The following is a 24,531-nucleotide window of genomic DNA, read 5'->3' as shown; positions in this document are numbered from 1 at the left end:
CCGGATCACACGATCCGGTTTTTTATCTCCTCAATCAGCTCCCGATCCGCCGGCAGCCAGTTGACCTCATCAAGCTCATCCTTCGTAAGCCACCTCGCAGCCTCGGCTTCCTTCAGCACCAACTGTCCCGATTCCACCTCAGCCCAAAAACAATCCATAGAAAGATGAAACCCGGGATAATCATATTCAATCGTCTTTATAAGCTCGCCCACAGCTATCGTCGCAGTCAGCTCCTCTTTTATCTCACGCACAAGCGCTTCCTGCGGCGTCTCACCGGCCTCGATCTTTCCGCCCGGAAACTCCCACATACCCTTGTAATCTCCGTACCCTCTGGCCGTTGCGAATATTCTTTTTTCTCCCCCGCTGCAGTCCCAAATAACAGCTGCAACAACACGTATCGTCTTCTTATTCAAGTTGGTCTCACTTTCGTTATCAGGCAAAAGAACCTTCTCCTCCCGACAATTCATCCGTTAAGCCGGTCACGTATGATCAGCGCATTGTCGTAATATGCCTTAAGCTGCGTGACTGACAAAAGCTTTTTAACATATTCATACGCCTTTCTCGCATTCCCTTTACCATCATCTACTCCATCATCAGCTTCTTCCGATTCCACTGACGACTCCTCAAATTCTTCATCGCTGACAAAAGATCTTTTTTCACACCGATTGATTTCTTTTCCGTCTTCCGATTTCACTATCCTTGAATCGTCTACATTAACTCTTCTTTTATTTTTACCGCCATCACTTATAGCAACAACGATTTCGCCTTCTTTAACTTCTACGCCTTCTTCCTCAACCGTGATCTCACACCTGTCAAAGCTCGCGCCAAAGGCACCAACAGTATAGTAATACTTAGCTTCCCCGTCCTCCACGCAAACTGTCTTATCATCTACAGACTCTAAATCATATCCGTTCTCTTTTGCATTTTCTTTTATGCTTGTCATGTTACCCGAAGCACACGCTGTAAGGCCAAAGATAGTCAACATGCTAATTAAAATCAAATATTTTTTTATAAAAAAAGTTTTCTTATTCATTCTTATCCGTTCTTTCCATTAAGCTGATCACGTATAGTCAGCGCCTTGTTGTAATAATCTTTCAGTTCTTCTGTAGTCAAAAATCTCTCAACATGTTTATATGCTTTTTTTGCTTTAACATCACTATCTATCATCGTTTTTGATTCAATTGATGAAGAATCAAATTTCTTATCGCATATATAATATGTCACAGCATATTGCTCTTCCTCGGAGCCATCGTCATTTATCAATACTCGAGAATCATGAACTGTGACACGGACCTTATTTTTGTTTTCTTCGCTGATAATAACTTCCGCTTTCCCTTTTTTTACCTCTACGTCTTCTTCCTTAACCGGTATAACACATTTATCAAAATGAATGTCAAAAACCCCCACCTCGTAATAGTACAAAGCACCCCCTTTTTCAATATATAATATCTTTTCATTCTGATTGTTTAAAGTATATCCATTATTCTCTGCATTTTTCGAAATTTTATCTTCATCAATAAAAGAACACGATGTTAGACCTAACACTATACATACACTCATCACAGCAACCGCTAAAATGAGAGACAGTTTTTCCTTTTTCATTTTCATTCCTCTACAATCTATTATTTCCAATCAATTCCACTTTCATCAGATATATGTGTCAAGAAATTTTCTTTAGCCTGTTCTCGATCCATTTCGTTTCCTCCATTCGCTACAATAACCTTAGTTCCAATGGAAGTTTTATCTATCTCCTCTTTCAATATCTCCATCCCTTTTTCAGGATCACCTATATAGAAATTATTCAAGAATTCTATTGATTCATTTATTGTTCCAGAGCAAGCTTCTTCATTGTAATCGACCAATGTGCTCCATATATTCCCATCTTCACTTCCTATCATTCGCTTATAAATATTATACGCTGCTATATCAGATCGTATATCGTCTATTCCCATGCTCCCGGAATATATATCTCCTTTATACCCAACAAGCGCATCTACATCATCATAAGATTCTGCTGTAGTTTTAGCTACGCTATAATTTCCCATAACATACATTGTTGCACATTCATGCGCAAAATCTCGCTTACAGTTTTCTTGGCAGTTTGAATGCTGGCTATTGATAATCGTACTCAACCTCGCACCATCTACGCCAATTGAGTAAAAGAAATTAATAGCATCCTTTGGTCTGGATAAGTTATTTCCCATCAAAAAAAACATCTTTGAATTAAAAGAATATCCATCATGCAGTGATGCAAGTTTTGAATAAAAATCCTTGATTTTTCTTCTGTTCCCTAAGTAAGAATTATCATACAAATGTCCCATATGCTCATCAAATTTCTTATAGGCATACTCAAGCTGCTCAGCGTCATATACACTGAATCCATACACTTCCTGCATCATCTCAAGATATTGTCTGTGTTCCCGCTCCTTTTCAAGCTTATCTAGATACTCTTGGCTCGAATATCTTTCCGTTACTTTCTGAAGCAGTATGTTCATTTTATCCGCGATATTCTGATCAACCGAATTCCCCTCAGGTTGATATTTTCCTTCATAATCATCAGGAATCCTATAAACCGTTACATCCCCGTATCCACTCATTTCTAATCCTCTTTCCTTAATTGTAAATTTTAATGTAACATTTAACGTTATTTTATCACGCTCTTCTTTTCAAAACAAGCAACTAAAAAAGCGGACGATTTCTCGCCCGCTATCGGTGTTTTATGTGTAAATATCAAAATTCGATTGTCCAATCACCAACTGCTTTAATTTCTATCATCATTGGTTCTCCCTTCATCATGACTGTTCCTTCATACTTATCTGTAGTATTTACCAGCAGACTGTTTCTAGAAGATCCATATGATTTAACCGCAAAATGTCGCTCTGATTTATTACCGGTTATCTTTGCCGTCTTTCCATAGCTTGCCACAAGTAAAACCGAATCTCCACTACCTGTATAGATATCACCCGCTTGAACTATATCCAAAGTAAATATAGAGCGCTGTTCTATGTGCCAATCACCCGTAGCAGATATCTCCAATATTGTAGTTGATAATGAAGGATCAAGTGTGATTCCCTCGTATTTATCAGTTGTATTTACAAACAATTCTGTTCCATTTCCATCCTCATTATATCCCTTCACGGAAAAGTGCCTTCCGCTACTATTTCCCTTAACATAAAGCACCCAAGCATCTGTTCTATCTTCAAGTTCTATTACAGAATCTCCGCTTCCTTCGTATACACTTGCTTCTGCGACCGTTTTCGCTTCAGTTGCATGAGCACTACCACCAAAAACAATAAATATCATTGTTACAATCAAAGGCACGCATATTACTCTTTTAATCACATTATTCATACAGCATCTCCTTTCATATCTTTGATCATTCAACTATAACATTTGGTTATTATATAGCTGTAATTTCGATATAAACACTTTATAAAACTTCTCCAAATAATTGCATAACTATAAGGATGTTGCACATGAAATAATGCTATAATTTACTTACTATATTGATAAGGAGACATACAGCACCATGCCATTCGGAACTGACCTCGATAATCAATTCGCAGCTGAAACTTCAAGCATAACCGGAACGGTAAATGAACAAAAACTTTTTGAAGCACTCGATAGATCTTTTTCGAACTTAGCTGCAATAAGTCCAACAAAATGTAAAGTAATTCATGGTGCAAGAAATCTCGTGAAATTCAGCGAAAAATCTCCTTCACAGCAATTCTATTATGCTAAAGATCGGGGAAAAGCAGTCAAATGTGAACTCGCCGACTTACTGCTTATCACAGTAGACGATAAAGAAATGCGAATCTGCTGCTTACAAAATAAATTTGAAAAGAAAAAGACTTCCGGCATGGCTATAACAGACAGCTTCAAAGCCGACATGCGCCAGTTCTATTTATTAAACGTTCGTCCCTTGTACGAACGAAAAGGCATCACAAGTAACCTTTTGAAAGATGCCATCTGTCCGTCAGTCGGATCTTATGGCGTGTTCTATAGCAATAGCGGCGCTTACAACATGAATTATCATAGCGCTGAAATACTGAGCAAAGTTAACCCCACCACAACAGGCAGAGCCTGCAAAGTGCATATGAACCCGGCTGTTCCACAGCTTGCATATTATCCCACTCCAGCCGGAACTGTAAGTGAATGGCGGTATACCGGTAACATACTAGAGTTTGGAAACGGTCTTGAACGTATGCAGATTGGCACACCACTGCCTTTACAAACCGGTATTATTGAGCTTGCCGATCCGGACATTCTCGACGCTATAACAAACCTGACCAACATGAGCGATGTTTTAGCGAGCGAATTAAGAACCACAATCTCAATCGCTAATCCAAGTGTGTCATATAGAACCGCAATTATTATTAAATGCTCATAATATAATCAAAAATCTTTCTCCATACAATAATCAATAAAAAGCACATGAAGGCAAACACCTAAATGTGCTTTTTATTATTTTGCATATAATTCCGGAAACATCATTAGCATACTAATCATTCTTAATCTTGAGAAGTTCTTATTTCAACCTCAGCCTGAAATCACAGAGTTCGTCACCGTTTCCGATTGTTTTGGTGCGGGTGAATTCAAGGCCGGGGATGTTGCCGTAGCAGTAGATGTCGTTGTCGCAGAAGAGCCTGTTGATCTCGGGGCAGCCCAGCTCTGTGAGGTAGGTGTGGTAGGGACACTGAGTTATGTCCATGGCGAACTCGCCTTTTTTCTTGGGGTAGAAGACGTTCTTGAAGCCGGCGGTCTCTCCGAAGCTTTTCTTGGCGACGGGTCCCCACATAGCGAGGAAGAACCTTGTGAAGCCGGGGAATCTTGCCGACTTTGCAAGGGAGGCGCCTGCTTTTTCGCTGTTTGCTTTCATGGATACTCGCATTACCTCAAATGCTTTCTCAGGGTCTTTTTCCTTCATGGATAGGTAGATGGCTGCTGACGGGAAGATATTTCCGTCGGTGTGAGCGGCAACGCCCTTGGGAAGCCCTTGGTGCTCCGCATAGATCATGCCCAGCTTTTCTCCGGCTCTTTTCCATATATCATCCGCATCCTCTTGCGTGAATGCGTTGTAGAGCTCTTCTTTGATAAATGCTTTTCCCTGTAATGCTTTTTCTACTGTTGTCATAAGTGGGTCTCTCCTTGAAATCTTTTTTAAACACAATAATATGTTATCATGTATAAAACGCTTATTGGAGGAAAAGAAATGAAAACAAAATATCTTTTGACCATACCGGCTCTTATGCTGGTTCTTTCAGGGTGCGATTCGGAGGTTTCTTCGATTGCGCCGTCAGTGGATTCTACCGAGGCTGTCGCAGCTTCCACGCAGGCTACTTCAGAGAGTAGCACAGCTGCTGCCGAGAGTACCTCAGAAGCTGCCGAAAGCGAGAATTCGGCCACAGAGGCTTCAAGTGAAGTATCTTCTACAGAAGCATCATCGGAAGCGACCTCTGCGGAAACATCTTCGGACGCGGCTTCTGTAAGCAGCGAATACTCAAGCGGAAGCGGCTATCAAAACAATCCCAAGGATCGAAAAGAAGTAAAGATCGATGACGATTCCGCAGCTCTTTATGATTCATTTTTGGAGGGAACTGCCAAGGCAACTTACAGTAGCAAAGGCGACAAGTGCGAATACCTGAATTTTTCTTCCGTTTTGGATGACGGAAAAAACTATACGCTTAAAGAAATGCTCTCGAACATCGCAGCCGGCGAAATACTGGACTCTCCGATTGCTTGCAACAATATCTCGGCTAAATATCTGGACCTTGGCTTGGACGGAAAGATTGAAATGCTCATCCTTCCGGAATTTGAAGGTGAATTCCAGCCTTCTATCGTTGTCAAAAATGTCGGCAGCTCGTTAAAGGTCTGTTTCGTCGCTGATTCATGGAGTAGAAGCACTACTATGATCGGATTTAACGGCAGTGTATCTTCTACAGGCTCGGGCGGAGCGACTTCACACGGCGGCGATGAAGGCTACTTGGACGCTTCGGGTGAGTATCACTTCTGGCATAGATGTTGGGAGGAGCTTTACGGAGAGCGCGATAACGATAACAAGCTTTCATTCCGTTTAGACGGAGAAGATCCCGAATACAATATTGACGGCGCTGATCTTATGTATGTTGTGAGATATGATCTTGATGAGAGCCAAAATGACAAGGGCGCTTTCTACATGATTTATCTGACGGATTCGGATTACAATGATATCGAGGACGATCCGAGTAATCCAAACAACCCATATGACGCCGCAAGGGACATCCTTGTGAAGGAAAAAGGGCTTAAAGTCGTTTCCGAGAAAGAAGAGGCCGATCTGCTTGCAAAGGCGCGAAAAAAAATCGGATTTAGCGATGAGGTTTATAAATTTGGGGAGTGACCCCATTGCTATAAATATAATCTAAATTTTCGCCCAAAATCATAAAATCGAGTTTATACATACGCAATATTGTTCATATTAGTATATAATAATTATTATCCGGAGATATTTTCATTGAATACTTTATGAGGTTGCGAGATGGATTTTCAGACTTTTGTTGATGATTTAAAGCCGATGGCGTGCGTTCTGTCGGTCGAAAAAAAGGAAGACGGAGGATACGGCGAGATACGAATTGTCGCGGGCAACAAAGTATTTGTTGAGTTCGTGGAACACCCGCTTTTTGCCGTGACGCCGGGCACGATCATCGGAAAGTTTAGGAAGAACAATATCTACGACAAGTATCTTCCCAAGTCTCCCGATTTCGAGCATAAGTGCCATCAAAGCGCCATCTTAAAGAAAACAATCCACACATATCTTAATATAGATGTTGCCAATCTGTGGTTCAATCTGTTCTTTTTGCCTTTGGACTACGAGGAAGACAATCTCTGCTACTGCGTTTTCCTGAATGAGAAAACCGATGTCGATGATATTGATATGGCTTCGTCAAGCTCCATGAGCATCTCCAACGATGTTTTGAAGACTTGTATCAAGCTGCGCGGATCGAGTGATTTCAACGCGACGATGAATGAAGTCATACATGATATCCGCAAGCTGTGCAATGCGGATATATGTACCATTTCGCTTGTAAACCAAAGCGCAGGTACGCTGTCTATCCTCGCAACGAGCAAGTCGGAAAGCTGCACAATCAAGCCCTTGACCGAATACCCCAATCAGTATGATCTTACCATGTCATGGCTTGATATAATCGGAGAAAGAGACAGTTTAGTCATCGAAAATGACAAGGACCTTGAGTATGTAAAAGAGGTTAATTACGCATGGTATCAGAATCTCAAAGAAGCAGGGGTAAAGAGTATCATTATTTTCCCGCTTCGACACAACTGGGAGCTTATGGGCTTTATATGGGCGACCAATTTTGACACGGACAATACTTCCAAGATAAAAGAGACTTTGGAGATTACCACGTTCTTTATTTCTTCGGAAATTGCCGGCTATATCATGTTAAAAAAGCTGGAGCACATAAGTTACACGGATACGCTCACGGGTGTATTTAATTCAAATGCGATGAACAGCATGATCCTCGATGTTGTTTCCAAGAAGGCTGTCATTCCAAAGCCGTACGGAGTTGTGTTTGCGGACATCAACGGGCTTAAGCGTGTCAACGATGAGAGCGGTCATCAGGCAGGTGATATTTTGATAAAAAAGGCAGCTCTTTTGCTTCAGGAAGTATTCCTTGACCAGGACATCTACCGCGCAGGCGGTGACGAGTTCATGATCGTAGTAAAGGGCTGCACCAAGGAAGAGTTCTTTGAAAAGATCGATGAGTTAAAAGAAAGAACGAGTGATCCGGACAAAGTATGTCTGTCGGTCGGATGCGTATTTAACGATTCCGACCTATCCATACGGGAATGTCTGAGGCTTTCGGATGAAGAGATGTATAGAAATAAAGATAAGTTCTATGCGGAACATCCCGAAATAGACAGAAGAAAAGGATAAGATAAGGGGGCTGCCGAATATCATCGGCAGGCCCCTGTTTTATGCCTTTTTATTATGCGCCGGTCTTTTCCGGCTGTCTTTATTGGTTAAGTGCTACGATAAGTCCGTTTATCTGTGCGTCTTTTTCCGCGCTGGGACTGTCTTTTGGATCTATGAATATCGAAGTTGCTTCAAAGCCTTTGATCCCAATTGCCTTGGCAAGCTTCTCTATTGCTTTTACTCCGCCGCTTCCTGCCATGCAGGCGTAGGCGCAGTTTCTTTTGCCCTTAAGGATTTCCTTGTTGTCCGCTACAAATGTGCGGATAGGCGGCGTGATGGTTCCCGCCCACACAGGAAAGCCGTAGATGATGCGGTCGTACTGTGAAATGTCGACACTATAGTCTTCGAGCTCAGGCTTCTCCGCCATGAGCGCGCTCTTTCCTCCCCAGACGAACTTGGCAAAACCTTTATCTTTGTAAGCTTTCTTGGGAACAAGGCGCAGTGTGTCGGCATCTTCGATACCTGCCTTGATCTTCTCTGCGACGTACTCAGTGTTCCCTCCCATTGAGTAGTAAACGATCAGTGTTTTCATTTTTCTCCCTCTCTCATAAAAGTTTTATCTTTAAGTCATATTTTTACATCCTATATCTCTTCAAGTCAACTTTCCCGTTTATAACTTCTACGCCCTCTGACTGCAGGATTTCTCCTTGCTTCCAGGCGCCTCCGAAGGCGAATTCGCCGGCGAGCTCACCTTTTGAGTTTACTACGCGGTGGCACGGAATCTTGCCGGGCTCGGGATTTTTGTGGAGTGCGTTTCCAACGGCCCTTGCCATGTTCTTATCGCCCGCCATCTCGGCGACCTGCCCGTAGGTTGCGACTTTCCCTTTTGGAATGCGCTTTACGGCTTCGTAGATTCTTTTGCTCGGGCTGTCTGAAATAAGATCGTAGCTCTCTGCGATCATGGTCTTTACGTCCTTGTCGGGAATACTCCCGTCGAGGATTATGGTGTTCCAGTGTTCTTTATTCTGATGGTATCCGGGTATAACAGCTTTGTAGATCTTGCGCCAGAAGTAGGCTTTTTCGGGATCGACTTTGACGTTCAGATTGATAAGTCCGTCTTTTTCATAGGTCCAAAGGAATGCTTTCTTGTTGCCTTTATAGCGCACAAGCTGCCAGTTTTCGTCGTGAAAGGGCGCATCCTGATATGCGCCGTCAAAAGATAGTCCGTATTTTAAGGCTTCTGCCCTGGTTTTCATTATTGTCCCCCCACTGTGTATATGCGCCGGATCACTTATATGTGACCACTCTGACAATTACCCATGCCAGCGGAATAAGTATGTTCCACAGCATTTTGTATTTGATGGGTTTCCCGTTTTTCTCCATGTGCCTGATCACAAAATAAACGACCGTATACATGATTAAGAAGCTTACCAGAGAATATCCGGCCAGTTCATGCATCTTTTCTACCATTTTTTGCTCCCTTTTGAATGCGTAACAATTAGTAATATTCTACCATTGTATTTTATGATATTCAATGCAGATTGGGCATTTTATTGCATTTTTCTTTTTATATGTTATTATATTGTTAACATTTATAAAAGGATTTAAGAGGATTTGATATGAATAATAAAATTTTTTTTGCGATAACTGCTGCTGTGCTGATCTTATCAGGCTGCGGCGCAAAACCGGAACCGGATCCACTCGCAGAGGAAATCTCCTCATCAGAGTTTTCGAGTGATTCCGAGGCCGGAGATTATAATACAGACGATAAGCTTATTCAATCCATCGATTCGTTTTATTCCTCTCCGATTTCAAGCCGTTACACCTTAAAAGCCATCGACTCCACAGAATTCTTTGACTTTAACGCCGACCGTCAGGATGACTTGGTTGTCATAGCCGATACGAATAATGGTAAACGCATTTTCCCCTTTATATACACGGGAAAAATGTACATGTTAGATCCATACGGTAATGAAGAAGATGAGTTTTTCTGTCTTGGTGATTATCCCGCGCAAGAAGCTTGGGATAACGGTATGGATTATACGATGGACGACATCCGAACAGAACTGTTGGGAGATAATGCAGACGGTGTATATACCGATTATAAGGATGCATATGCTCAGATTGCAAAGATCTACAATGATACTTGTGATGATGTCACTTTTGAACTCGTATATGTGGATGATGACGATATCCCGGAACTTTATGTAGATATCGATCAAAACCAACATTGTTCTCTTTACACTTTTGAAAACGATCATGCCCGTCTTCTGTTGGACTCAAAGGGATTAGGCTGGAGGGCCGATGATCACTTCCTTTATTTTGACAGATCGGGAGTTATACATTATCCCATGTGGGATGGCGAGGATTCAATGTTAAATCACTTCTTTCTGATCCCCGACGCCGGCCCGCTTGCGTACACTTATTATAGCAAGGACGTGGTAGGGTACAATGATAACCTGATATCTGATCTTAGAAATTTGTTTTTCGGTGACCCGAGAGATTTCAAATGCATTACGGACCCAAACATGGATAAAAAAGAACTTGAAAAAACAATCGAGACTTACGAAAAGTACGAATGGAAGAAACTTATGGGATCCATAACGTACAATGATTTGATGTCGCAACTGACGAAATGATATATTATGGTATAAAGTTCTAAAATGACAACGCGCTTATAGGAGGAGTTTTTTCATGAAAACAAAATGTCTTTTACCGATACTGGCGGCAGCGCTGATTGTTTCAGGCTGTAGTTCGTCCGTATCTTCACCGGACAGTCAGTCAACAGACAGCGGATCTGTCGCTGAAAACGAGGAATCGCAAACAGGCGGCGGTACGCAGGGCGAAGCTTCCGATGACGACTCGGACAAAAAAGATGCCGAAAGCAGCGAACCCGGCGAAGAGCTTTCTGCCGATGAACTTTCTGAATTCACAGATCTTTTTAACACAATGGAATATAACGGATTCTTGGAAGATGGTTTTAATTCTCCCGAAGAGATAGATTGGGAGAAGGTTCTGAAGCTCGGTGCCGGAATAAGTTCCGAGAATTGCAGCGAAGAAGAAATAAATGACTATTTGAAGGCCGCAAACCGCAGTTCGCTCACTGAATACGAGAAGCTCAGTGTTATAAAAAAATCCGATCTTGCAGATTTTATCAAAAGACATACAGGCAAGGACCTCATGCCGGATAATGATGATATCGAATGGGATTATGTCGAAAAGAACGACTCTTTTTACAAAACAATTTGGGATAGCGATGCTCGCCATAAAGGATATGAGTGCATATCAGGAGAAAAAACGGGTGATAAATACACTCTTCGTCTTAAGGTGAGTCTCGAAAAAAGTGTGAATATAGAGTCTACTTCATATTACGGAAGCGACGCCGACAGGATCGTAAAATTCACCAAGTCGGGTGATGACCTTGCCTTTGAATCCAACGAGATTCAGTGGGACGATTACTGTGTTCCGGAGCAGACCTTTGATGTGGATCTTCCTCAATATGATTCTCCCGTTCATTTTGTAACCTATTACGAAGACAGCGGTCAGGCGGAAATGGTCATGGAAAAAGACGGAAAGTTGATCAGCAGCTTTAGACCATCCTTTCTTGACGACATGGGTTATATAAACGTAACAACCATTGACGCTGTCGGTTTCTTTGATGTTGACGCAGACGGAATGGATGATATAGCAATTATCGGAAGCACAAATGATGTTAAACATCTCTTCATTGAGCTCGCCACAACGGGCGAAGAGGACGACTTTTCTTATTTTGCCGATTTTGGAGAAAAAAAGGTCAAAGAAATGGGCGGAGATCTTACGATCAGCGGAGTTAAGAAAGCGCTTCTTGGTGACAACAAGGACGGAAAATATGAAAGCTACAAGGAAGCGTACGCCCAGATTGCAAAGACCTACAACTATGCTTACGACGATTTATCTTTTGACCTTATATATGTTGACGGTGATGATATTCCCGAGTTGGTTGTCGGCAACACCGGTTACTGGGTTTCTCTTTATTGCTTTAAGGACGGTCACACCTGTTGTCTTATGAACCAGTGGGGATACGGTGCGATGGGCAATGCCGGTTACCTCTATGCCAAAAAGGGCAATGTTATCTATAACGGAAACGCCGATTACGCCGGTTCACTCTATTACAACACCTACATGTCTATACACGATGACGGCAAGCTTGCCACAGACTATTGGACACTGGACCTTAACTTCAATGATATCGACGGTAACGGCGTACCTTCGGAAGAAGAGCTTGCTTCATCAGACGATTATGAAACCAAAACCGAGTACCACAGTGAGATTGACGCAAACATGTCCGAAACTGAGATCAAAAAGGTAATCGCCAAATACGATTCCTTAAAGTTTGAGGAAATAGTCGGAAGTATGGATTACGATACTATCATGGCTCAGCTGGGAAAGTAAGCCGGTGATCACCGGACCGGGCGACGCGCTTGGAATGCAAATCAATAGTAAATGTATAAATTAACGCTTAGAAATAAAGAGGAAAAAACAATGAAAGCAAAATATCTTTTACCAATTATAGCGGCAACGCTGATCATGTCAGGATGTAGCTCTACCATATCTTCGATCGATGAATCATACTCGGGAGATGCTGCGTCAACGGCGGAGAGTTCCGCCGAGGCTGCGTCGGAGGCTTCTTCTGAGGCTTCGACAGAGGCTTTTTCTGAGGCTTCGACAGAGGCTTCTTCTGAGGCGGCGTCGGAAGTTTCGAGTGACGCTTCTTCGGAAAAGGCCGTTGCGCTGTCTGACAGCGAATGTACGGAGATTGCGGATCTTTTTAACTCTAAGAAATACAACGGTTTCCTTGATAATGAATTCAAGAGCCCTGAGGAGATTGACTGGAAGTCCGTTCTTAGACTCGGCGCCGATATCAAGACTCAGGATATAAGTGATGCTGAGAAAAAAGAATATGTGGATTCCTTGAAGCTCGGCGAGTTTTCCAAATTTATGACTGTTATGGTGATAAAAAAGGCTGATATTGCTGATTTTGTTAAAGCTCATTCGGGACTTGATTATGTCCCCGAAGCTTCCGAGATCGGCTGGGATTATAACGAAGAGAACGACTGCTATTACGGTTCATATTACGAAGCCGAGGTAGTAGGCTATAAGTGCATTTCAGGTGAAAAAGCAGGCGACAAATATACCGTCACGATGCAGATAGATCCTATGAAGTGTATCGGAGCCGCTCCGACAGAGATATCAGATCTGACCGTTAAATTCACTAAATCGGGCGACGAGCTTGTAATGGAATCTTTTGAGAAGAAGTGATGGGCATACCTGAACAAGCAAAAAAGCATGCATATCAGCGTTTCCGCCACTTTGACATGTCTTTTTTGAGCAATTTATCAGCATTTCATTCATTTCCCGAAGGGAACAAGGTATAGACAGGCATGTATAAAAGAATTTTTCTTTAATATGCATGCTTTTGGAATAAAAACAGGCATGTATAATTGCAGAAAAATCTGCTATACATGCCTGTTTTCGGTATTACGTTAACTTTTTTGACTTTTATGAACTGCGGCTCCGAATAGCAGCTCTTTTCCTGTTACTTTGAAGCAACCCCGCAATATGCCATGATCGCTTGATAGGCAAACTCTGCGGTTCCGGCACCACCGGCGTTCTCGATGTTGTCGGTCACTTCGCCGCCCGATACATACCACTTGCCAAGGCCCGACAGGATCTCTTTTGTGCAAGTATACATGTTCTCGGTGATGAAGTCCTGTAGCTTCTTAACCATCGCCTGTGCTTCTTTTGACGAAGGCTCTTTTTCCTTGATGGAACCGAACTCTTCGAAGAGCTTCATCAGCTCGCCCATGAGATTTTTCTCATCTTCCTTGGTGCGATTCTTACTCTTTTCCTCAAACTCTTTATATGCGGGCGTCTTGCCCCACTGCTCTTTCGCCATTCTTGAATATTCTTCGATCTTACTCGAATCAAATGCTGTAAAACTCAATTTCTTCACTCCTCTCTTTTTTAGGTCGCGGCACATGGTGAGCAGATCTTCAATATGCTCCTTTTTAAGTTCCAGGAGCTTAATCTGCTGATCCAGTGCCTTTTTCTTATCAAAATCAGATCTGCTTACTATTTCCTTTATGTCTTTTAGCGGAAATTCCAGCTCACGAAACAGCAAGATCTGGTGCAATCTCTCCAGCGCCGTATCGTCATACAGCCTGTAGCCGGCTTCCGTATACTCTGTTGGCCTAAGAAGCCCGATCTTGTCGTAATACTGCAGTGTGCGTATACTCACACCCGCCAGCTTACTCACCTCATTTACTGTTTTCATCGCCGTACCTCCTCCACGTGTAATTAAAGCGTAAACTATTACGTTACGTCGTAGTCAAGCAAAAATTATACCCATATCGGAATTTTTTATTTTGCCGATATGGGTAAGTTTATCGGGTCATTTATCGGGTCATTTTAATATCTATAGCATCTGATTTTCACATAATAATCCACTCGCCTTTTTTGTTTGACCCTATTCTTTTCACTATTTTTTTCTCCGTCATGTTTTGGAGTGTTCTCTTAATAGTAGTCTCTGAACACCCGATGTTTTCTGCCATTTCAGAGCGCGTGACCGTCGGATTATGTTTAATAATATCAAGTATTTTTTGTTCTCGTTCGTTTAAATCAACCTGATTATTTATCGGGTCATTTACGAATCTACCACTCACATGCATCTCTCTATTGTGAAGCTCGTTTTTTTCTCCTTGTAATAAATTTCGAAGGAATTTTTCAAGATACTCTGTAGTTTCGAAAATGTTATCTTTAATATTATTATAATTTGCTCGAACCAAAGCATTTCTAAAATACCAAGAATTAGCCGAAAAAAGATCATTATTTACATCAAACCCCAGTTGTCTTAAATACTTTATAAAAAACACTGCGGTAGTTCGAGTATTTCCCTCACCGAAAACATGTATCTGCCAGAGGTCTGATACAAATACTGCCAGATGATGGATTGTCTCCGACATAGTCAGTCCATTATAACGAAACATTTTCTCCTGTGAAAAATCATATTCAAGTGTTTCCTTAAGATTATGCGCACTTCCATATGATACAGTATCACCGGCCAAAACCCATTCTTTTTTTGTTATATTGTAATCTCTGATCATCCCTGCATGAGAATATATTCCCTTAAACAATTCTCTATGAATTGCAATATACTGTGTAGGTGAAAACACAAACGCTTTCTCTGACAGTAATCTTGCTATCCTAGTTGAAACTTTATCTGCCTCTTCAGTACCATGTTCAACTCGTCCGGCTTTATTCTCATAATACGCCTCAATCAAACTATCAGCTTCATCTATCGTTATCTCTCCGTCAATATTCTTCTTTGCTGTCTCATATAAATACTCTGAAGGCTTTAGTCCATCAACATCCTGCAGCCCTATAGCCGCCGACCAAGCCTGCCCTAATTCTTTGCGTGTTGGAGCTAAATTCTTTATATACTCTTCAAAAGGATCTTTATTTATATCTTTCACCTCATTCTCCTCATACACACCTTCAATATACTCCATTATAGCATAACAGCCAGCTCCATCGTCACGTGTGGGATCCCGTCTTCCATGAAGATGTCGGACACGACTTCGAAGCCCTCTTTTGCGTAATAGCCGATGGCGTACTCCTGCGCATGCAGAGTTATCTTTTTCGCGCCGAGCCTGTCTCTGGCAACTTCCACACCGGCATGCAGAATCTCTCCGCCGATTCCCTTGCCGTGCTCAAGCGTCGCCACTCTTCCTATTTGCGCAACGCCTGCTGCCTCGTCATTCCAAAAGACTCTGAGGCACCCTGCCACACGTCCTTTTTCATTCATGCAAAAAACATGGATCGCGTCTTGATCTTTATCGTCAAGATCTTGATACAGGCACTCCTGCTCGGTTACGAAGATCTCGAATCTGGTTTTTAAAATCTCATAGAGCTCGCTGGTGGTGAGCTCGTTGAAGTGTTTTATGATCATTATCATTTACCTATTAGAATTTCAGATTATCTCCCAGCACCGGAACTTTGCTCGCAAAGAACGAGAACTCTCCGCTGTCCAAGAGATTGCCGTTGTCGTCGGTAACTCTTATATCAAATACCAATATGTGCTTGCCTGTCTTGAGTTTCATGCACTCGCAGTAGATGTATTCAGTGTTCACCGCAGGGAGTAGGAAATTCAGGTTCGCGGAAACCGTCGTCACATAATATCCGCTCATACTTCCCGTCGCACCCGCCATCGCATCAACAAATGACAGCAGCGCTCCTCCGTGGATACTTCCGTACGTGTTGTGAAGCCTCGTGTCCGCCTTGATCCTCGCTTTGCTGTACGTCGCGCTCAGTTCCAGCACCTCAAATCCTATAAATTTGTTGTATTCATTAGCGTATAATTCAGGGATTATCTTCTCCCTCATCGCATTTTCTTTTTCCGTTCGTGTCGGTCGCATTGCGGTTCTCCTTAAATTTTGCACTTTTCCTCTCTAGTTTACACCCCTTACAATCACAAAAATACCCATATCAGTAAATTCTTTTTACTAATATGGGTACTTCAATAGCTTATGATGTTTCTTTCAATTCTTAAAAGCCCAAAAACTTAGAAATCATAAAAAGCGGACATGATGGGATTCGAACCCACAACCCTCCGGTTAACAGCCGGATGCTCTACCATTGAGCTACATGTCCAGAACTACGGTAGCTGGGCTCGAACCAGCAACACCCTGAGTCAGAGTCAGGTGCTCTTCCAATTGAGCTATACCGCATTAGTGCCGCCGGTGGGGGTTGAACCCACGACCTTCGGTTTAAGAGACCGTTGCTCTACCAACTGAGCTACAACAGCTAAGTGCTCCCCACGGGGGTTGAACCCGCATCTCTCGGCTTAAAAGGCCGGTGCATATCCGCTCTGCCAAGGAAGCATGATGGGCTCGGAAGGTATCGAACCTTCTACGCGGAGATCTTCAATCTCCCGCTCTACCATTTGAGCTACAAGCCCATAAAGACGTAGGTGAGATTCGAACTCACGCTCACGGAGTTGCAGTCCGTTGCCTTTCTGGCTTGGCTACTACGTCATAACTACGGCACTTGGAATCGAACCAAGATTACCGGAACCAAAATCCTGTGGGCTACCATTACCCCATACCGCATGGTGCAGTCTTAATCGACTGCAATTATTCTTTCAATAGGAACTTCAAGATATACAGAGAGCGCTACAATCCTATCAATGCTTGGAAGTACTTCTCCTCTTATGTATCTGTATACCAAGGATGTACTTGCTCCGAGATATTCTGAAACCTCTGTGACCGTATGGCCACTTTCTCTGATCAGCTCTCTTATATGTGCTCCTGTTCCTTCGATATCAATAACCGGATAATCCATTTTTTCTTAATCTCCTTTTCAAAAAATAAGCATTAAAAAACCACCTAACTTATTGCAAGCTAAGTGGCTACTGATCTCTTCGATCATATTTTTAATGCTCCGGATCATCCATCATTTTATGAATCCGGGACCGCTTTCCACCAACTTGCAATTTGCATAACTAACAAAGCACTTCTGATTTTTGCAGAACTGCATAAACTGTTTGTTATTAAATTGCTTGTTGATAGTTACGTAGTACATTCTAAAATAATCCCCTTAACTTTCCGCGGCTTATCGCCGCTCCATATCATTGTTCTAATCATATTATCGTATCATATGATCTTGTTGTACAGTGTCATCGGATGACACTATACCAAAACGCCGTGAATAGGGATCGAACCTATCTTCCCGTGAAGGAAACCGCTGATTAGCAATCAGGTGCCTTACCACTCGGCCACCACGGCATATTTAAGTGGGCAGGGTGAGACTCGAACTCACGGTGTTTCCGGTGTCAGGGTTTTACAGACCCCTGCCTTCGCCACTAGGCATACCTACCCATATCGGAGCTGCGTTTACTCACAGCCCCTTTATTCTATTTTTCTTTCAAGCGCCTATCTGCGCATGAATGCATGTATCAACCACTATTATGTCGTCAATCGAAACTTCAAAAACTGCCGCCAACACAACCAGATTATCTATCGTCGGCATCGCTGTCCCGCGCTGCCACTTGTATATCGCCTGTGGTGTTGTAAAACCGAACATCTCCTGCAGATCTCTGACTGTCAGACCTGCATCCTGACGCAGCTTTATTATGTTTCTACCTGTTGCCGCCATATCAATGGCAGGTAATGTAACCATGTTTGCTCCTTTCTTTCATAAGCTCTTTTTACCGAGCACTACTTTTTTAGGTAATGAAAAACCGCTTGCCTCATTCAAGGTAAGCGGTTCGCAAAACATGTTTATTTATCAGCTTGGATCAACTGTTTGGGATCCTCGCAAGATCAACATTCTTTCGCATTTGACTATCCTTAAATGAGCGCATGAAACCAAATCCGCACTCAGCATAATACTGAAGTGATGATTTATAACTTTCGCTATAGAAATAATATTTGCGATTAAATGTTGTCATGTCTTTTCCTTTCCGGGAGCACTATGTTTTTTGCCCCGCTTCTCTCTTTATATATCGTATGATACCACAGCAAAATTTATATTGCATTAAACCTGTGGTATAAATGTATGCCTGCCCCACGCAGGCATACACTCACCTTTCAGTCAGCCGCCTTGAAGTTGTAGATCGGTTTCATCACATCGATGATCTCCACAGACTCTTTTATCACATCAATGATGTCCTCGAGCGACTTGTACGCCATGGGCGCCTCGTCGAGCGTAGACACACAGACTGACGAAGTATAAACGCCTTTCATCGCCTCTTTATACTCCTCCATCGAAAGATTTCTCTTTGCTGCATTTCTCGACATCAGTCTGCCTGCGCCGTGAGGAGCCGAGTAATTCCACTCGGGATTACCCTTGCCGACCGCAAGAACTGATCCATCCCTCATATTTATCGGGATAAGAACTTTCTCGCCCTTGTGCGCGGCGATTGATCCCTTTCTTAGGATCATCTCATCAGTGTCAATGTAGTTGTGGATCGTGTGAAAAGACTCTCCGGCTGCGAGACCAGTTTTCTCCAAAAGAATCTCCGCCATCTTCTCACGATTTCTTTTTGCAAATCTCTGACAGATCTCCACGTCATGAAGATAGTCCTCGAGATATTTGCCCGATAAGTAGCACAGGTCCTCCGGCATGGTCATCGGGCCCTCGTTGTACTTTTTGTTATAGAGCTCTTTTAACGCAGACTGTATCTCGGCACGTCTTCCTTGCTCTTTGTAGGTCTTGATAAGTTCCTCGCGCGACTCCAGATACTCGCCGATTCCTTTATCAAGGTCGACTGCAAGTGCCTGATACAGCTCCGCGACCTGCTTTCCGAGATTTCTCGAACCCGAATGGATCACAAGGTACTGTGTGCCGTCAGCGGCTTTATCAATCTCGATGAAATGATTGCCGCCGCCGAGCGTTCCCAGCGATCTCTCGAGTCTTTTTGCCTCCTTAAGCTGTCTGTAGCAGCGAAGCTCGGTAAGGTCAAATCTCTCCTGCCTTCCCTCCCAAACCTCTCTTCCCGAAGGAATGGTAAAAGCAGCCATATCGAACTTCTCAAGGTCGATCTCCTGTTTTCCGAGGTTAACGGTGTACATTCCGCATCCGATATCAACTCCGACAACGTTTGGAACCGCCTTGTCTGTGATTGTCATTGTGGTTCCGATAGTGCAGCCTTTTCCCGCATGAACGTCGGGCATGATTCTTATCTTCGAGCCCTCCGTCATGGGGTAGTCGCACATTCTTCTGATCTGCTCGATTGCCTCGTCCTCAACTACCTTGGCATAGCAAAGAGCAGTATTTACTTTTCCTTTAATCTCAATTGTATTCATTTCTCTTTCCTTTCGTAACCCGGCTCATAAAATACTAAGCCGGGTTCTCACAGTTATGCGGCAATTCTCTCGTAACGCTTTGTCGAAAGAACGCTCATCATAAATTTATAAGGCTCAAAATTACCGTCTTTTAACATTGAAAAGATCTGAGGATTGCAGCCGGACACAAGCGCCACGCCTTGGTCATTGACCCTGACGGGCTGCTGTCTGTTCCTGCTGTTCACGTTCCAGAAAACTATCTGGGGAAGCTTGTAACCGCGTTTTGCAAACGCCGCTTTGGCATTTTCAAAATTGGTCATGCTTGAATCACGTGCACAGCTATCGAACTCCATGTCGGAGATTATGAACAGCTTCTTAGGCATATCCTTCTGTTTAAGCCTGTTGCGAACCGCGGTATTTAATATCAACATAAAAGTTTTTTCTATATTGGTATTGCCGCACTCGTTAAAGCTCATGCAGTAGCGCACTTTCTCCACGATATCTTCGCCTTTTATCTCAACCAATCTGGGATTGGTCGAAAACGTGATGAAATGGTTGTGGAACTTACCTTTATTTCTCTCCGCAAAGTATATGCCCAGAGACTGCGCAACCGCCGCGGGAAGCGTCGTTATATTATAGTCCCAGTACATCGAACCCGAGCCGTCGACAACTACAAGCGAATCCTCTGAGCCCGCAAAGTTCTCGAGCGCATTCCATGTTGCATCCATGGCGTTTCTCTCATCCTCGGAAAACTCAGCTCTTTTTATCGCAGGCAATATCACGTCGTATGGCGTGAGCGTGCCCGTGTTCATTACGCCGGGTTTATTTTTTACTTCCTCAATAAAAGCGCGATATCTTTCACCGTCATTTCTGATGAAAGCCTGTCTGTACTTGTAAAGCGCTTTTGATGCCTGATTCTTATAGTCAAAAGAGTAATCTTTCTCGCGAAGTTTATTCTCTATGATCTTGATCTGAGCTCTAAGCATCGCCAAAACTTTACGGTACTCTTTCTCCGTCATGTTCATGGCTTTCGCTATCTTTTTTGCATTACGTACAGTCTCTTTGTTGCTTGCATTTATTGAAGGAAGCCATTTTGCAAGAAGTGAAATGTTGGCATTCTCGCCGTCAACCAAGACGGTCTGCATGTCCGCTCTGAGAATTTTCTCGAGGTAATCCGTCACTTCTTTCTCCACAGATGTATTCATAAGTGCAAGAAGATCGTCGAATCTGCCGTACTCGGCTACATTTTCGATATTCTTTTTTACCGACTCGGGCTCACATACCGCAAGGTATTTAAGTATCACCTTAAACACTCTTCGCTCACCGAGACCGCCTCTGATATCTCTTGCGAAGAAAAGCATCTTCATCGCAAGCTCTGCATTCTCTGCGTATGCCTTCATGAATCTATTTATGATCTCATCATCGGATGCATTTCTGAGCGCGCCGATCGTCGCAAAAAGATCAAGACAATCAGACTGTGTCGAAACATAAGTAGCCGCGCCGTTTTCCGTATGTGTTTTGTTTGCTTCTCTTTTTAAAAACTCTAACATATCTTTCTCTCCTTTTTTACTAGGTGCAGCCGGGATAGTGCCCGGCTCACTAACCTGCACATGCAGGTCACGTGTGATCGACGTGAAAATGTATTAATTGCTGTATGCACCTATTTATTAAGCCGTATCAAGACACACTTCCCATTGGGAAGGTGTGGGATTTGAACCCACAAAGCCGGACTATGAATCCGGTACTTGCCCATAAGTCACCATGCGTTTGCTGTATGTGTCTTTGGCTTTGTTGTGATTACATCATAGCTCATATTTTTGGAGATAAAAAGATGCAGATTGACGCTTCAGCGCAACCCCAATATAATATAATTATCAGCTTATTTACGTAGTATTTAATTAAAATCACAACCCCAAATAAGAGGATTATTATGACAGAGAAATATAAAATATATCTTTCGGAAGAGACAAGAACAAGACTGATCAACGACGCCGAGCTCTTTGAATTCACCAAGAGCGATGAGTCTGTTAATCTCAACGCATTCCTCAAGACTCTCATCGTGAATTACTTTGACAGATACCGCCACGACAGCGAGGCTCTTCTTGATAACATCTTGAAGGATCTCACCGATATAACTTCGATATCAAACAAGGCTGCATCCGCCCTTGCCGACAAGATCATCAGCACATACATAAAGGCCGACAGCCTGCAAAGCGGCAAGAACTCCGCCCTTACGCTGACCGTCAGCGGAGCTTCGTATGACATTCTTAAGATCATTGAGCTTAACATGCTAAAAGACACTTCGCTTTCGCAATACCTTAAGGATATGTTCAATTCATATCTTTCGATACCGCGAAACGAAAGAGAAACAATCATTTTCAAGGATACCTACGAAGACCTCACCAAGGCGCTTGAAGCTCGCAGAGTAATCACTTTCTTATCAACCAACTCAGAGCGCAAGCATACTTTTGTTGTGGAACCTTATATCATCGCTGCCTCAAAAGAGGAACAGTGCAACTACCTGATCTGCAGAGATGTTAAAACCCGCACTCCCAGAACCTTTAGAATATCCAGACTTCGGAGCGTGTTCATAACGTCCGATGAATTTAAGATTGATGAAGAATTACAAAAGGAACTCCGGGAAAAAGCAATCCGAAGCCCTCATTCGGTATCATCAAATGTAAAAGCTGTAGTACGCCTCAGCCAAAACGGAATCAGAATGTTTAAAGTCATAACAAAAAACAGGCCCCTTGTATCGAAGACAGAAGGTAATCTCTACTACTTCGACTGGCCTGCTTTGCAGCTTGAAGAATACTTCAGACGATTCGGAAAAGACGCCATAGTTGTAAAACCCGCATCTCTCAAAGAAAAAATACGCAAGTACTATTACCATGCGTTAAGGGAATACAATAAGTAAAAGCTTATTTATTTATGATCTTTCTAAATAGCTCATCAAGCGCAGACCAATCCTTATTATGATCGTCTGCAAGATTATTAGCTATCTCTTTTTGTCTGGAGACCTCAGTTTCTATAAATTCCTGTATAACCGGAAGCTGAGGATTTTCCTCTTTTTCGGTAGTTCTTTTCTTAATCTCAAGCAGCTCGTCTATCGCAAGCCTGAGCTTTTCGGGAATATCGAGCTTTAGTAGATCGTCGAAAAGAACCGGCGGCGCTACGTGGTTTTCTTCAATATACATAGCGGCGAGGAGCGGTCTTAGTGCATAGAAATATTTTTTGTAGCGAACTTTTTCACCGGTAAGATAGTCATGGTAAGTGCTGTTCGCCGTACCGTAATAATGATACACTGCTGATTTTTCAGAAAAATACTTTTTGGAAACTTCCGTAATAATGCCCCACTCGGGTGTTGTCCGATAAACAATGGGTGATCCGCTCCACTCAAACAGCGTTGCATTTCCTTTGGCAAACTGCTTAAGCGCTTTTTTCAGATCCCAGCCGTTAATATCAAGCACCTCATCAAGCTGCCACTCTATGACATCTCTTGGTTCATTCAGGCACAGATAGTCATCATGCTCTCTTACATAAACGAATCTTACATCATAATCACTGTCAGGCGAAGCAAATCCCCATGCCCTGCTTCCGGATTCGACAGCGTGTAATATCTTCACCTTTTCTTTTGCCTCGATTTCATCCAACTTCTCATTTATTTCTTTTAAAATATCTCTCATTCTTTTTCCTCTGTTATAGCATATCTGTTTATGCGCTCTACAAACTTTCCGACCTTTTCCATGTCAGGATTATCGGGAAGCTTTGTTTTAGCCGCAGCTTCATCCAGCTTTCTCTCGTATTCGTCGAGCATCTCAAAAAATGCAGCCGAGAACGATCCGCTCGGTTCCATGAAATCACCTCTTCGAATCGAAAGAAGCAGATCAAGATCATTAACTCTGTGTGTCCTGATCTCGCCCTTTTCAAGAATATCGATCGCCATCATGAACAATCTGATTAGGTGCATCGCATGCTTGTTTAGATGGTTGTCGTCCTTCTTCTTATTTCGCTTGCCGATCTTATCGTAATCGCGCACGACGCTTCTCATAACGCCCCACACATCTTCATAATCACGCAGCGGAAAATGCTTATAATCCGCATCCACGAATATTTCCGTGTCCAGCTCGGGATTCACCGCTTTATCGATATACACCTTAAGACCGCCGTCGGTTTTTCCGTAAAACCTTCTGTTCACATCTTCAAGCGCGTGCATAACAGACTTTAAGATGTGTTTCTCTCTTTCGCTCTGAGGAAGTGTATCTCTGGCTATGGCATTTTGAAGTCTTCGAAGCTGAGAATCCGCATATCCTCCAAATGATTTTATAGCTCTTTTGGACAAAAACAACCCGGTATTATCTATAAGTTCTTGACCAAGTTCACTCTTTATCAGGTATTGATCTTCATCGAGCCCGAGGATCTCACATGTATTTGGGTTGCAATCCAGCAGCAGTTTTACCATCTTATTAAAGCCGTATACTACAGTATCCGTCTTATCATCTTCATATTGCTCAAACTGTGTGAGACCCAAAAGATCTGACGGCTTCTGCAATGTAACACCTCTAAAATCGATATCGCTGTTTTTATTGCTTGTTCCATACGCATGACTTCCGCCAAGACCCAGAAGCATTATCCTCTTGCCCAATCTATCGTTTTTCCTAATGAAATCATATTCATCCGATTCCATTATCTTTTTAAAATCCATCTTATTACTCCCACTTCTTTTTTATTCAGACAGCGTCACACTTGTATCTTCATATCCCCGCCGCGCCGATTACTTGTAACTTCTTAGAATATCCG

The 24,531-nt window shown here is 42.8% G+C and carries 26 protein-coding genes and 10 tRNA genes; 7 read left to right on the top strand and 29 right to left on the bottom strand.

Translation table 11 applies throughout. The annotated features are described in order from the left end of the window. Positions 1-5: 5 nt before the first annotated feature. From D6853_RS11225 to D6853_RS11205, 5 genes are all read right to left on the bottom strand, one after another. Positions 6-467 carry a (deoxy)nucleoside triphosphate pyrophosphohydrolase gene (locus tag D6853_RS11225; protein ID WP_120658092.1) on the bottom strand — a complete coding sequence of 154 codons (462 nt, stop codon included), beginning with the start codon at positions 465-467 and terminating at the stop codon, positions 6-8. Next, on the bottom strand, positions 464-1,033 hold the full coding sequence (locus D6853_RS11220; RefSeq protein ID WP_120658091.1) for a hypothetical protein: 570 nt from the start codon (positions 1,031-1,033) through the stop codon (positions 464-466). Before D6853_RS11220 ends, D6853_RS11225 begins: the two co-directional genes overlap by 4 nt. 2 nt (positions 1,034-1,035) lie before the next feature. After that, positions 1,036-1,602 carry a hypothetical protein gene (locus D6853_RS11215; RefSeq protein ID WP_120658090.1) on the bottom strand — a complete coding sequence of 189 codons (567 nt, stop codon included), beginning with the start codon at positions 1,600-1,602 and terminating at the stop codon, positions 1,036-1,038. A 20-nt stretch (positions 1,603-1,622) separates the two neighbouring features. Further along, positions 1,623-2,597, bottom strand: a complete 975-nt coding sequence (locus tag D6853_RS11210) for a hypothetical protein (protein WP_120658089.1) — start codon at positions 2,595-2,597, stop codon at positions 1,623-1,625. A gap of 133 nt (positions 2,598-2,730) precedes the next feature. After that, positions 2,731-3,351 carry a hypothetical protein gene (locus tag D6853_RS11205; protein ID WP_120658088.1) on the bottom strand — a complete coding sequence of 207 codons (621 nt, stop codon included), beginning with the start codon at positions 3,349-3,351 and terminating at the stop codon, positions 2,731-2,733. Positions 3,352-3,529: 178 nt separating this feature from the next. Between D6853_RS11205 and D6853_RS11200 the strand changes: the two genes are divergently transcribed. Then, entirely contained in the window at positions 3,530-4,390 is an 861-nt protein-coding gene (locus D6853_RS11200) for a hypothetical protein (protein ID WP_120658087.1), read from the top strand. A gap of 138 nt (positions 4,391-4,528) precedes the next feature. Here the strand turns inward: D6853_RS11200 and D6853_RS11195 are convergent, their stop codons facing one another. After that, positions 4,529-5,134 carry an L-2-amino-thiazoline-4-carboxylic acid hydrolase gene (locus D6853_RS11195; RefSeq protein WP_120658086.1) on the bottom strand — a complete coding sequence of 202 codons (606 nt, stop codon included), beginning with the start codon at positions 5,132-5,134 and terminating at the stop codon, positions 4,529-4,531. Between the two features lie 78 nt (positions 5,135-5,212). On the opposite strand from D6853_RS11195, the gene D6853_RS11190 reads away from it, so the two are divergent. Both D6853_RS11190 and D6853_RS11185 read left to right on the top strand, forming a co-directional pair. Next, a complete protein-coding gene (locus tag D6853_RS11190) occupies positions 5,213-6,376 on the top strand; it encodes a hypothetical protein (protein WP_120658085.1) in 1,164 nt (387 codons plus the stop codon). A gap of 138 nt (positions 6,377-6,514) precedes the next feature. Next, on the top strand, positions 6,515-7,930 hold the full coding sequence (locus tag D6853_RS11185) for a sensor domain-containing diguanylate cyclase (protein ID WP_120658084.1): 1,416 nt from the start codon (positions 6,515-6,517) through the stop codon (positions 7,928-7,930). A 79-nt stretch (positions 7,931-8,009) separates the two neighbouring features. Here the strand turns inward: D6853_RS11185 and D6853_RS11180 are convergent, their stop codons facing one another. From D6853_RS11180 to D6853_RS11170, 3 genes are read right to left on the bottom strand one after another with little or no spacing between them, the layout of a single operon-like run. Further along, a complete protein-coding gene (locus tag D6853_RS11180) occupies positions 8,010-8,501 on the bottom strand; it encodes a flavodoxin family protein (RefSeq protein WP_120658083.1) in 492 nt (163 codons plus the stop codon). Between the two features lie 43 nt (positions 8,502-8,544). After that, positions 8,545-9,165, bottom strand: coding sequence for a methylated-DNA--[protein]-cysteine S-methyltransferase (locus tag D6853_RS11175; RefSeq protein WP_120658082.1), 621 nt, complete (start codon positions 9,163-9,165; stop codon positions 8,545-8,547). A gap of 31 nt (positions 9,166-9,196) precedes the next feature. Next, on the bottom strand, positions 9,197-9,379 hold the full coding sequence (locus tag D6853_RS11170; RefSeq protein ID WP_120658081.1) for a hypothetical protein: 183 nt from the start codon (positions 9,377-9,379) through the stop codon (positions 9,197-9,199). Positions 9,380-9,528: 149 nt separating this feature from the next. Here D6853_RS11170 and D6853_RS11165 point away from each other — a divergent pair, with 149 nt between their 5' ends. The 3 genes from D6853_RS11165 (at position 9,529) to D6853_RS15325 (ending at position 13,207) form a co-directional block, all read left to right on the top strand. Then, positions 9,529-10,548 carry a hypothetical protein gene (locus D6853_RS11165; protein ID WP_120658080.1) on the top strand — a complete coding sequence of 340 codons (1,020 nt, stop codon included), beginning with the start codon at positions 9,529-9,531 and terminating at the stop codon, positions 10,546-10,548. Positions 10,549-10,603: 55 nt separating this feature from the next. After that, positions 10,604-12,340, top strand: coding sequence for a hypothetical protein (locus D6853_RS11160; protein ID WP_120658079.1), 1,737 nt, complete (start codon positions 10,604-10,606; stop codon positions 12,338-12,340). A gap of 90 nt (positions 12,341-12,430) precedes the next feature. Next, complete coding sequence (locus D6853_RS15325; RefSeq protein ID WP_158588738.1) at positions 12,431-13,207, top strand: hypothetical protein; 777 nt, start codon at positions 12,431-12,433, stop codon at positions 13,205-13,207. Positions 13,208-13,484: 277 nt separating this feature from the next. Here D6853_RS15325 and D6853_RS11150 read toward each other — a convergent pair whose 3' ends face one another. From D6853_RS11150 to D6853_RS15320, 18 genes are all read right to left on the bottom strand, one after another. Next, positions 13,485-14,222, bottom strand: coding sequence for a MerR family transcriptional regulator (locus tag D6853_RS11150; protein WP_120658077.1), 738 nt, complete (start codon positions 14,220-14,222; stop codon positions 13,485-13,487). Positions 14,223-14,379: 157 nt separating this feature from the next. Next, on the bottom strand, positions 14,380-15,411 hold the full coding sequence (locus tag D6853_RS11145; RefSeq protein WP_243108345.1) for a Fic family protein: 1,032 nt from the start codon (positions 15,409-15,411) through the stop codon (positions 14,380-14,382). A 44-nt stretch (positions 15,412-15,455) separates the two neighbouring features. Then, positions 15,456-15,896, bottom strand: coding sequence for a GNAT family N-acetyltransferase (locus D6853_RS11140; protein WP_243108342.1), 441 nt, complete (start codon positions 15,894-15,896; stop codon positions 15,456-15,458). Positions 15,897-15,909: 13 nt separating this feature from the next. Beyond that, positions 15,910-16,362 (bottom strand): PaaI family thioesterase, encoded by a 453-nt coding sequence (locus tag D6853_RS11135; protein WP_120658074.1) that lies wholly within the window; start codon positions 16,360-16,362, stop codon positions 15,910-15,912. A gap of 163 nt (positions 16,363-16,525) precedes the next feature. Beyond that, positions 16,526-16,597, bottom strand: a tRNA-Asn gene (locus D6853_RS11130). Positions 16,598-16,601: 4 nt separating this feature from the next. After that, positions 16,602-16,674: transfer RNA gene (locus D6853_RS11125), tRNA-Gln, on the bottom strand. 4 nt (positions 16,675-16,678) lie between these two features. Beyond that, positions 16,679-16,751: transfer RNA gene (locus D6853_RS11120), tRNA-Lys, on the bottom strand. Between the two features lie 4 nt (positions 16,752-16,755). After that, positions 16,756-16,827, bottom strand: a tRNA-Lys gene (locus D6853_RS11115). A 4-nt stretch (positions 16,828-16,831) separates the two neighbouring features. Beyond that, positions 16,832-16,904, bottom strand: a tRNA-Phe gene (locus tag D6853_RS11110). A 4-nt stretch (positions 16,905-16,908) separates the two neighbouring features. Further along, positions 16,909-16,980 (bottom strand) — tRNA-Cys (locus tag D6853_RS11105). Positions 16,981-16,984: 4 nt separating this feature from the next. Further along, positions 16,985-17,055: transfer RNA gene (locus D6853_RS11100), tRNA-Gln, on the bottom strand. Positions 17,056-17,065: 10 nt separating this feature from the next. Next, a complete protein-coding gene (locus D6853_RS11095; protein WP_120658073.1) occupies positions 17,066-17,287 on the bottom strand; it encodes a helix-turn-helix domain-containing protein in 222 nt (73 codons plus the stop codon). Positions 17,288-17,645: 358 nt separating this feature from the next. Further along, a tRNA-Ser gene (locus D6853_RS11090) sits at positions 17,646-17,730 on the bottom strand. Positions 17,731-17,739: 9 nt separating this feature from the next. After that, positions 17,740-17,823: transfer RNA gene (locus tag D6853_RS11085), tRNA-Tyr, on the bottom strand. A 46-nt stretch (positions 17,824-17,869) separates the two neighbouring features. Then, positions 17,870-18,124: a helix-turn-helix domain-containing protein gene (locus D6853_RS11080; RefSeq protein ID WP_120658072.1), complete on the bottom strand. Its 255-nt coding sequence runs from the start codon at positions 18,122-18,124 to the stop codon at positions 17,870-17,872. Between the two features lie 410 nt (positions 18,125-18,534). Next, the gene (locus D6853_RS11070; RefSeq protein ID WP_120658070.1) at positions 18,535-19,752 is read right to left on the bottom strand and encodes an RtcB family protein; all 1,218 of its coding nucleotides are present in this window, start codon (positions 19,750-19,752) and stop codon (positions 18,535-18,537) included. A gap of 53 nt (positions 19,753-19,805) precedes the next feature. Next, positions 19,806-21,281 carry a DUF2828 family protein gene (locus tag D6853_RS11065; protein ID WP_120658069.1) on the bottom strand — a complete coding sequence of 492 codons (1,476 nt, stop codon included), beginning with the start codon at positions 21,279-21,281 and terminating at the stop codon, positions 19,806-19,808. Positions 21,282-21,426: 145 nt separating this feature from the next. Beyond that, a tRNA-Met gene (locus D6853_RS15320) sits at positions 21,427-21,492 on the bottom strand. 169 nt (positions 21,493-21,661) lie between these two features. On the opposite strand from D6853_RS15320, the gene D6853_RS11060 reads away from it, so the two are divergent. Further along, on the top strand, positions 21,662-22,648 hold the full coding sequence (locus D6853_RS11060) for a WYL domain-containing protein (protein ID WP_120658068.1): 987 nt from the start codon (positions 21,662-21,664) through the stop codon (positions 22,646-22,648). A 4-nt stretch (positions 22,649-22,652) separates the two neighbouring features. On the opposite strand, the gene D6853_RS11055 is transcribed toward D6853_RS11060, so the two are convergent. Together D6853_RS11055 and D6853_RS11050 are read right to left on the bottom strand one after the other, a co-directional pair. Then, positions 22,653-23,417 (bottom strand): nucleotidyltransferase domain-containing protein, encoded by a 765-nt coding sequence (locus D6853_RS11055; RefSeq protein WP_120658067.1) that lies wholly within the window; start codon positions 23,415-23,417, stop codon positions 22,653-22,655. Beyond that, positions 23,414-24,436 (bottom strand): nucleotidyltransferase domain-containing protein, encoded by a 1,023-nt coding sequence (locus tag D6853_RS11050; protein ID WP_120658066.1) that lies wholly within the window; start codon positions 24,434-24,436, stop codon positions 23,414-23,416. The genes D6853_RS11055 and D6853_RS11050 overlap by 4 nt, the downstream gene beginning before the upstream one ends. Between the last annotated feature and the right edge of the window lie 95 nt (positions 24,437-24,531).

Source organism: Butyrivibrio sp. X503, assembly GCF_003625475.1.
Taxonomy (GTDB): domain Bacteria; phylum Bacillota; class Clostridia; order Lachnospirales; family Lachnospiraceae; genus Butyrivibrio.
Note: the sequence above shows the minus strand (reverse complement) of the source record. Positions and strands in the feature narration are given on the sequence as shown.

Coding starts and splice junctions, on each gene's coding strand:
- D6853_RS11225 (WP_120658092.1), bottom strand. CDS start 467: ATGAATTGTCGGGAGGAGAAGGTTCTTTTGCCTGATAACGAAAGTGAG.
- D6853_RS11220 (WP_120658091.1), bottom strand. CDS start 1,033: ATGAATAAGAAAACTTTTTTTATAAAAAAATATTTGATTTTAATTAGC.
- D6853_RS11215 (WP_120658090.1), bottom strand. CDS start 1,602: ATGAAAAAGGAAAAACTGTCTCTCATTTTAGCGGTTGCTGTGATGAGT.
- D6853_RS11210 (WP_120658089.1), bottom strand. CDS start 2,597: ATGAGTGGATACGGGGATGTAACGGTTTATAGGATTCCTGATGATTAT.
- D6853_RS11205 (WP_120658088.1), bottom strand. CDS start 3,351: ATGAATAATGTGATTAAAAGAGTAATATGCGTGCCTTTGATTGTAACA.
- D6853_RS11200 (WP_120658087.1), top strand. CDS start 3,530: ATGCCATTCGGAACTGACCTCGATAATCAATTCGCAGCTGAAACTTCA.
- D6853_RS11195 (WP_120658086.1), bottom strand. CDS start 5,134: ATGACAACAGTAGAAAAAGCATTACAGGGAAAAGCATTTATCAAAGAA.
- D6853_RS11190 (WP_120658085.1), top strand. CDS start 5,213: ATGAAAACAAAATATCTTTTGACCATACCGGCTCTTATGCTGGTTCTT.
- D6853_RS11185 (WP_120658084.1), top strand. CDS start 6,515: ATGGATTTTCAGACTTTTGTTGATGATTTAAAGCCGATGGCGTGCGTT.
- D6853_RS11180 (WP_120658083.1), bottom strand. CDS start 8,501: ATGAAAACACTGATCGTTTACTACTCAATGGGAGGGAACACTGAGTAC.
- D6853_RS11175 (WP_120658082.1), bottom strand. CDS start 9,165: ATGAAAACCAGGGCAGAAGCCTTAAAATACGGACTATCTTTTGACGGC.
- D6853_RS11170 (WP_120658081.1), bottom strand. CDS start 9,379: ATGGTAGAAAAGATGCATGAACTGGCCGGATATTCTCTGGTAAGCTTC.
- D6853_RS11165 (WP_120658080.1), top strand. CDS start 9,529: ATGAATAATAAAATTTTTTTTGCGATAACTGCTGCTGTGCTGATCTTA.
- D6853_RS11160 (WP_120658079.1), top strand. CDS start 10,604: ATGAAAACAAAATGTCTTTTACCGATACTGGCGGCAGCGCTGATTGTT.
- D6853_RS15325 (WP_158588738.1), top strand. CDS start 12,431: ATGAAAGCAAAATATCTTTTACCAATTATAGCGGCAACGCTGATCATG.
- D6853_RS11150 (WP_120658077.1), bottom strand. CDS start 14,222: ATGAAAACAGTAAATGAGGTGAGTAAGCTGGCGGGTGTGAGTATACGC.
- D6853_RS11140 (WP_243108342.1), bottom strand. CDS start 15,896: ATGATCATAAAACACTTCAACGAGCTCACCACCAGCGAGCTCTATGAG.
- D6853_RS11135 (WP_120658074.1), bottom strand. CDS start 16,362: ATGCGACCGACACGAACGGAAAAAGAAAATGCGATGAGGGAGAAGATA.
- D6853_RS11095 (WP_120658073.1), bottom strand. CDS start 17,287: ATGGATTATCCGGTTATTGATATCGAAGGAACAGGAGCACATATAAGA.
- D6853_RS11080 (WP_120658072.1), bottom strand. CDS start 18,124: ATGGTTACATTACCTGCCATTGATATGGCGGCAACAGGTAGAAACATA.
- D6853_RS11070 (WP_120658070.1), bottom strand. CDS start 19,752: ATGAATACAATTGAGATTAAAGGAAAAGTAAATACTGCTCTTTGCTAT.
- D6853_RS11065 (WP_120658069.1), bottom strand. CDS start 21,281: ATGTTAGAGTTTTTAAAAAGAGAAGCAAACAAAACACATACGGAAAAC.
- D6853_RS11060 (WP_120658068.1), top strand. CDS start 21,662: ATGACAGAGAAATATAAAATATATCTTTCGGAAGAGACAAGAACAAGA.
- D6853_RS11055 (WP_120658067.1), bottom strand. CDS start 23,417: ATGAGAGATATTTTAAAAGAAATAAATGAGAAGTTGGATGAAATCGAG.
- D6853_RS11050 (WP_120658066.1), bottom strand. CDS start 24,436: ATGGATTTTAAAAAGATAATGGAATCGGATGAATATGATTTCATTAGG.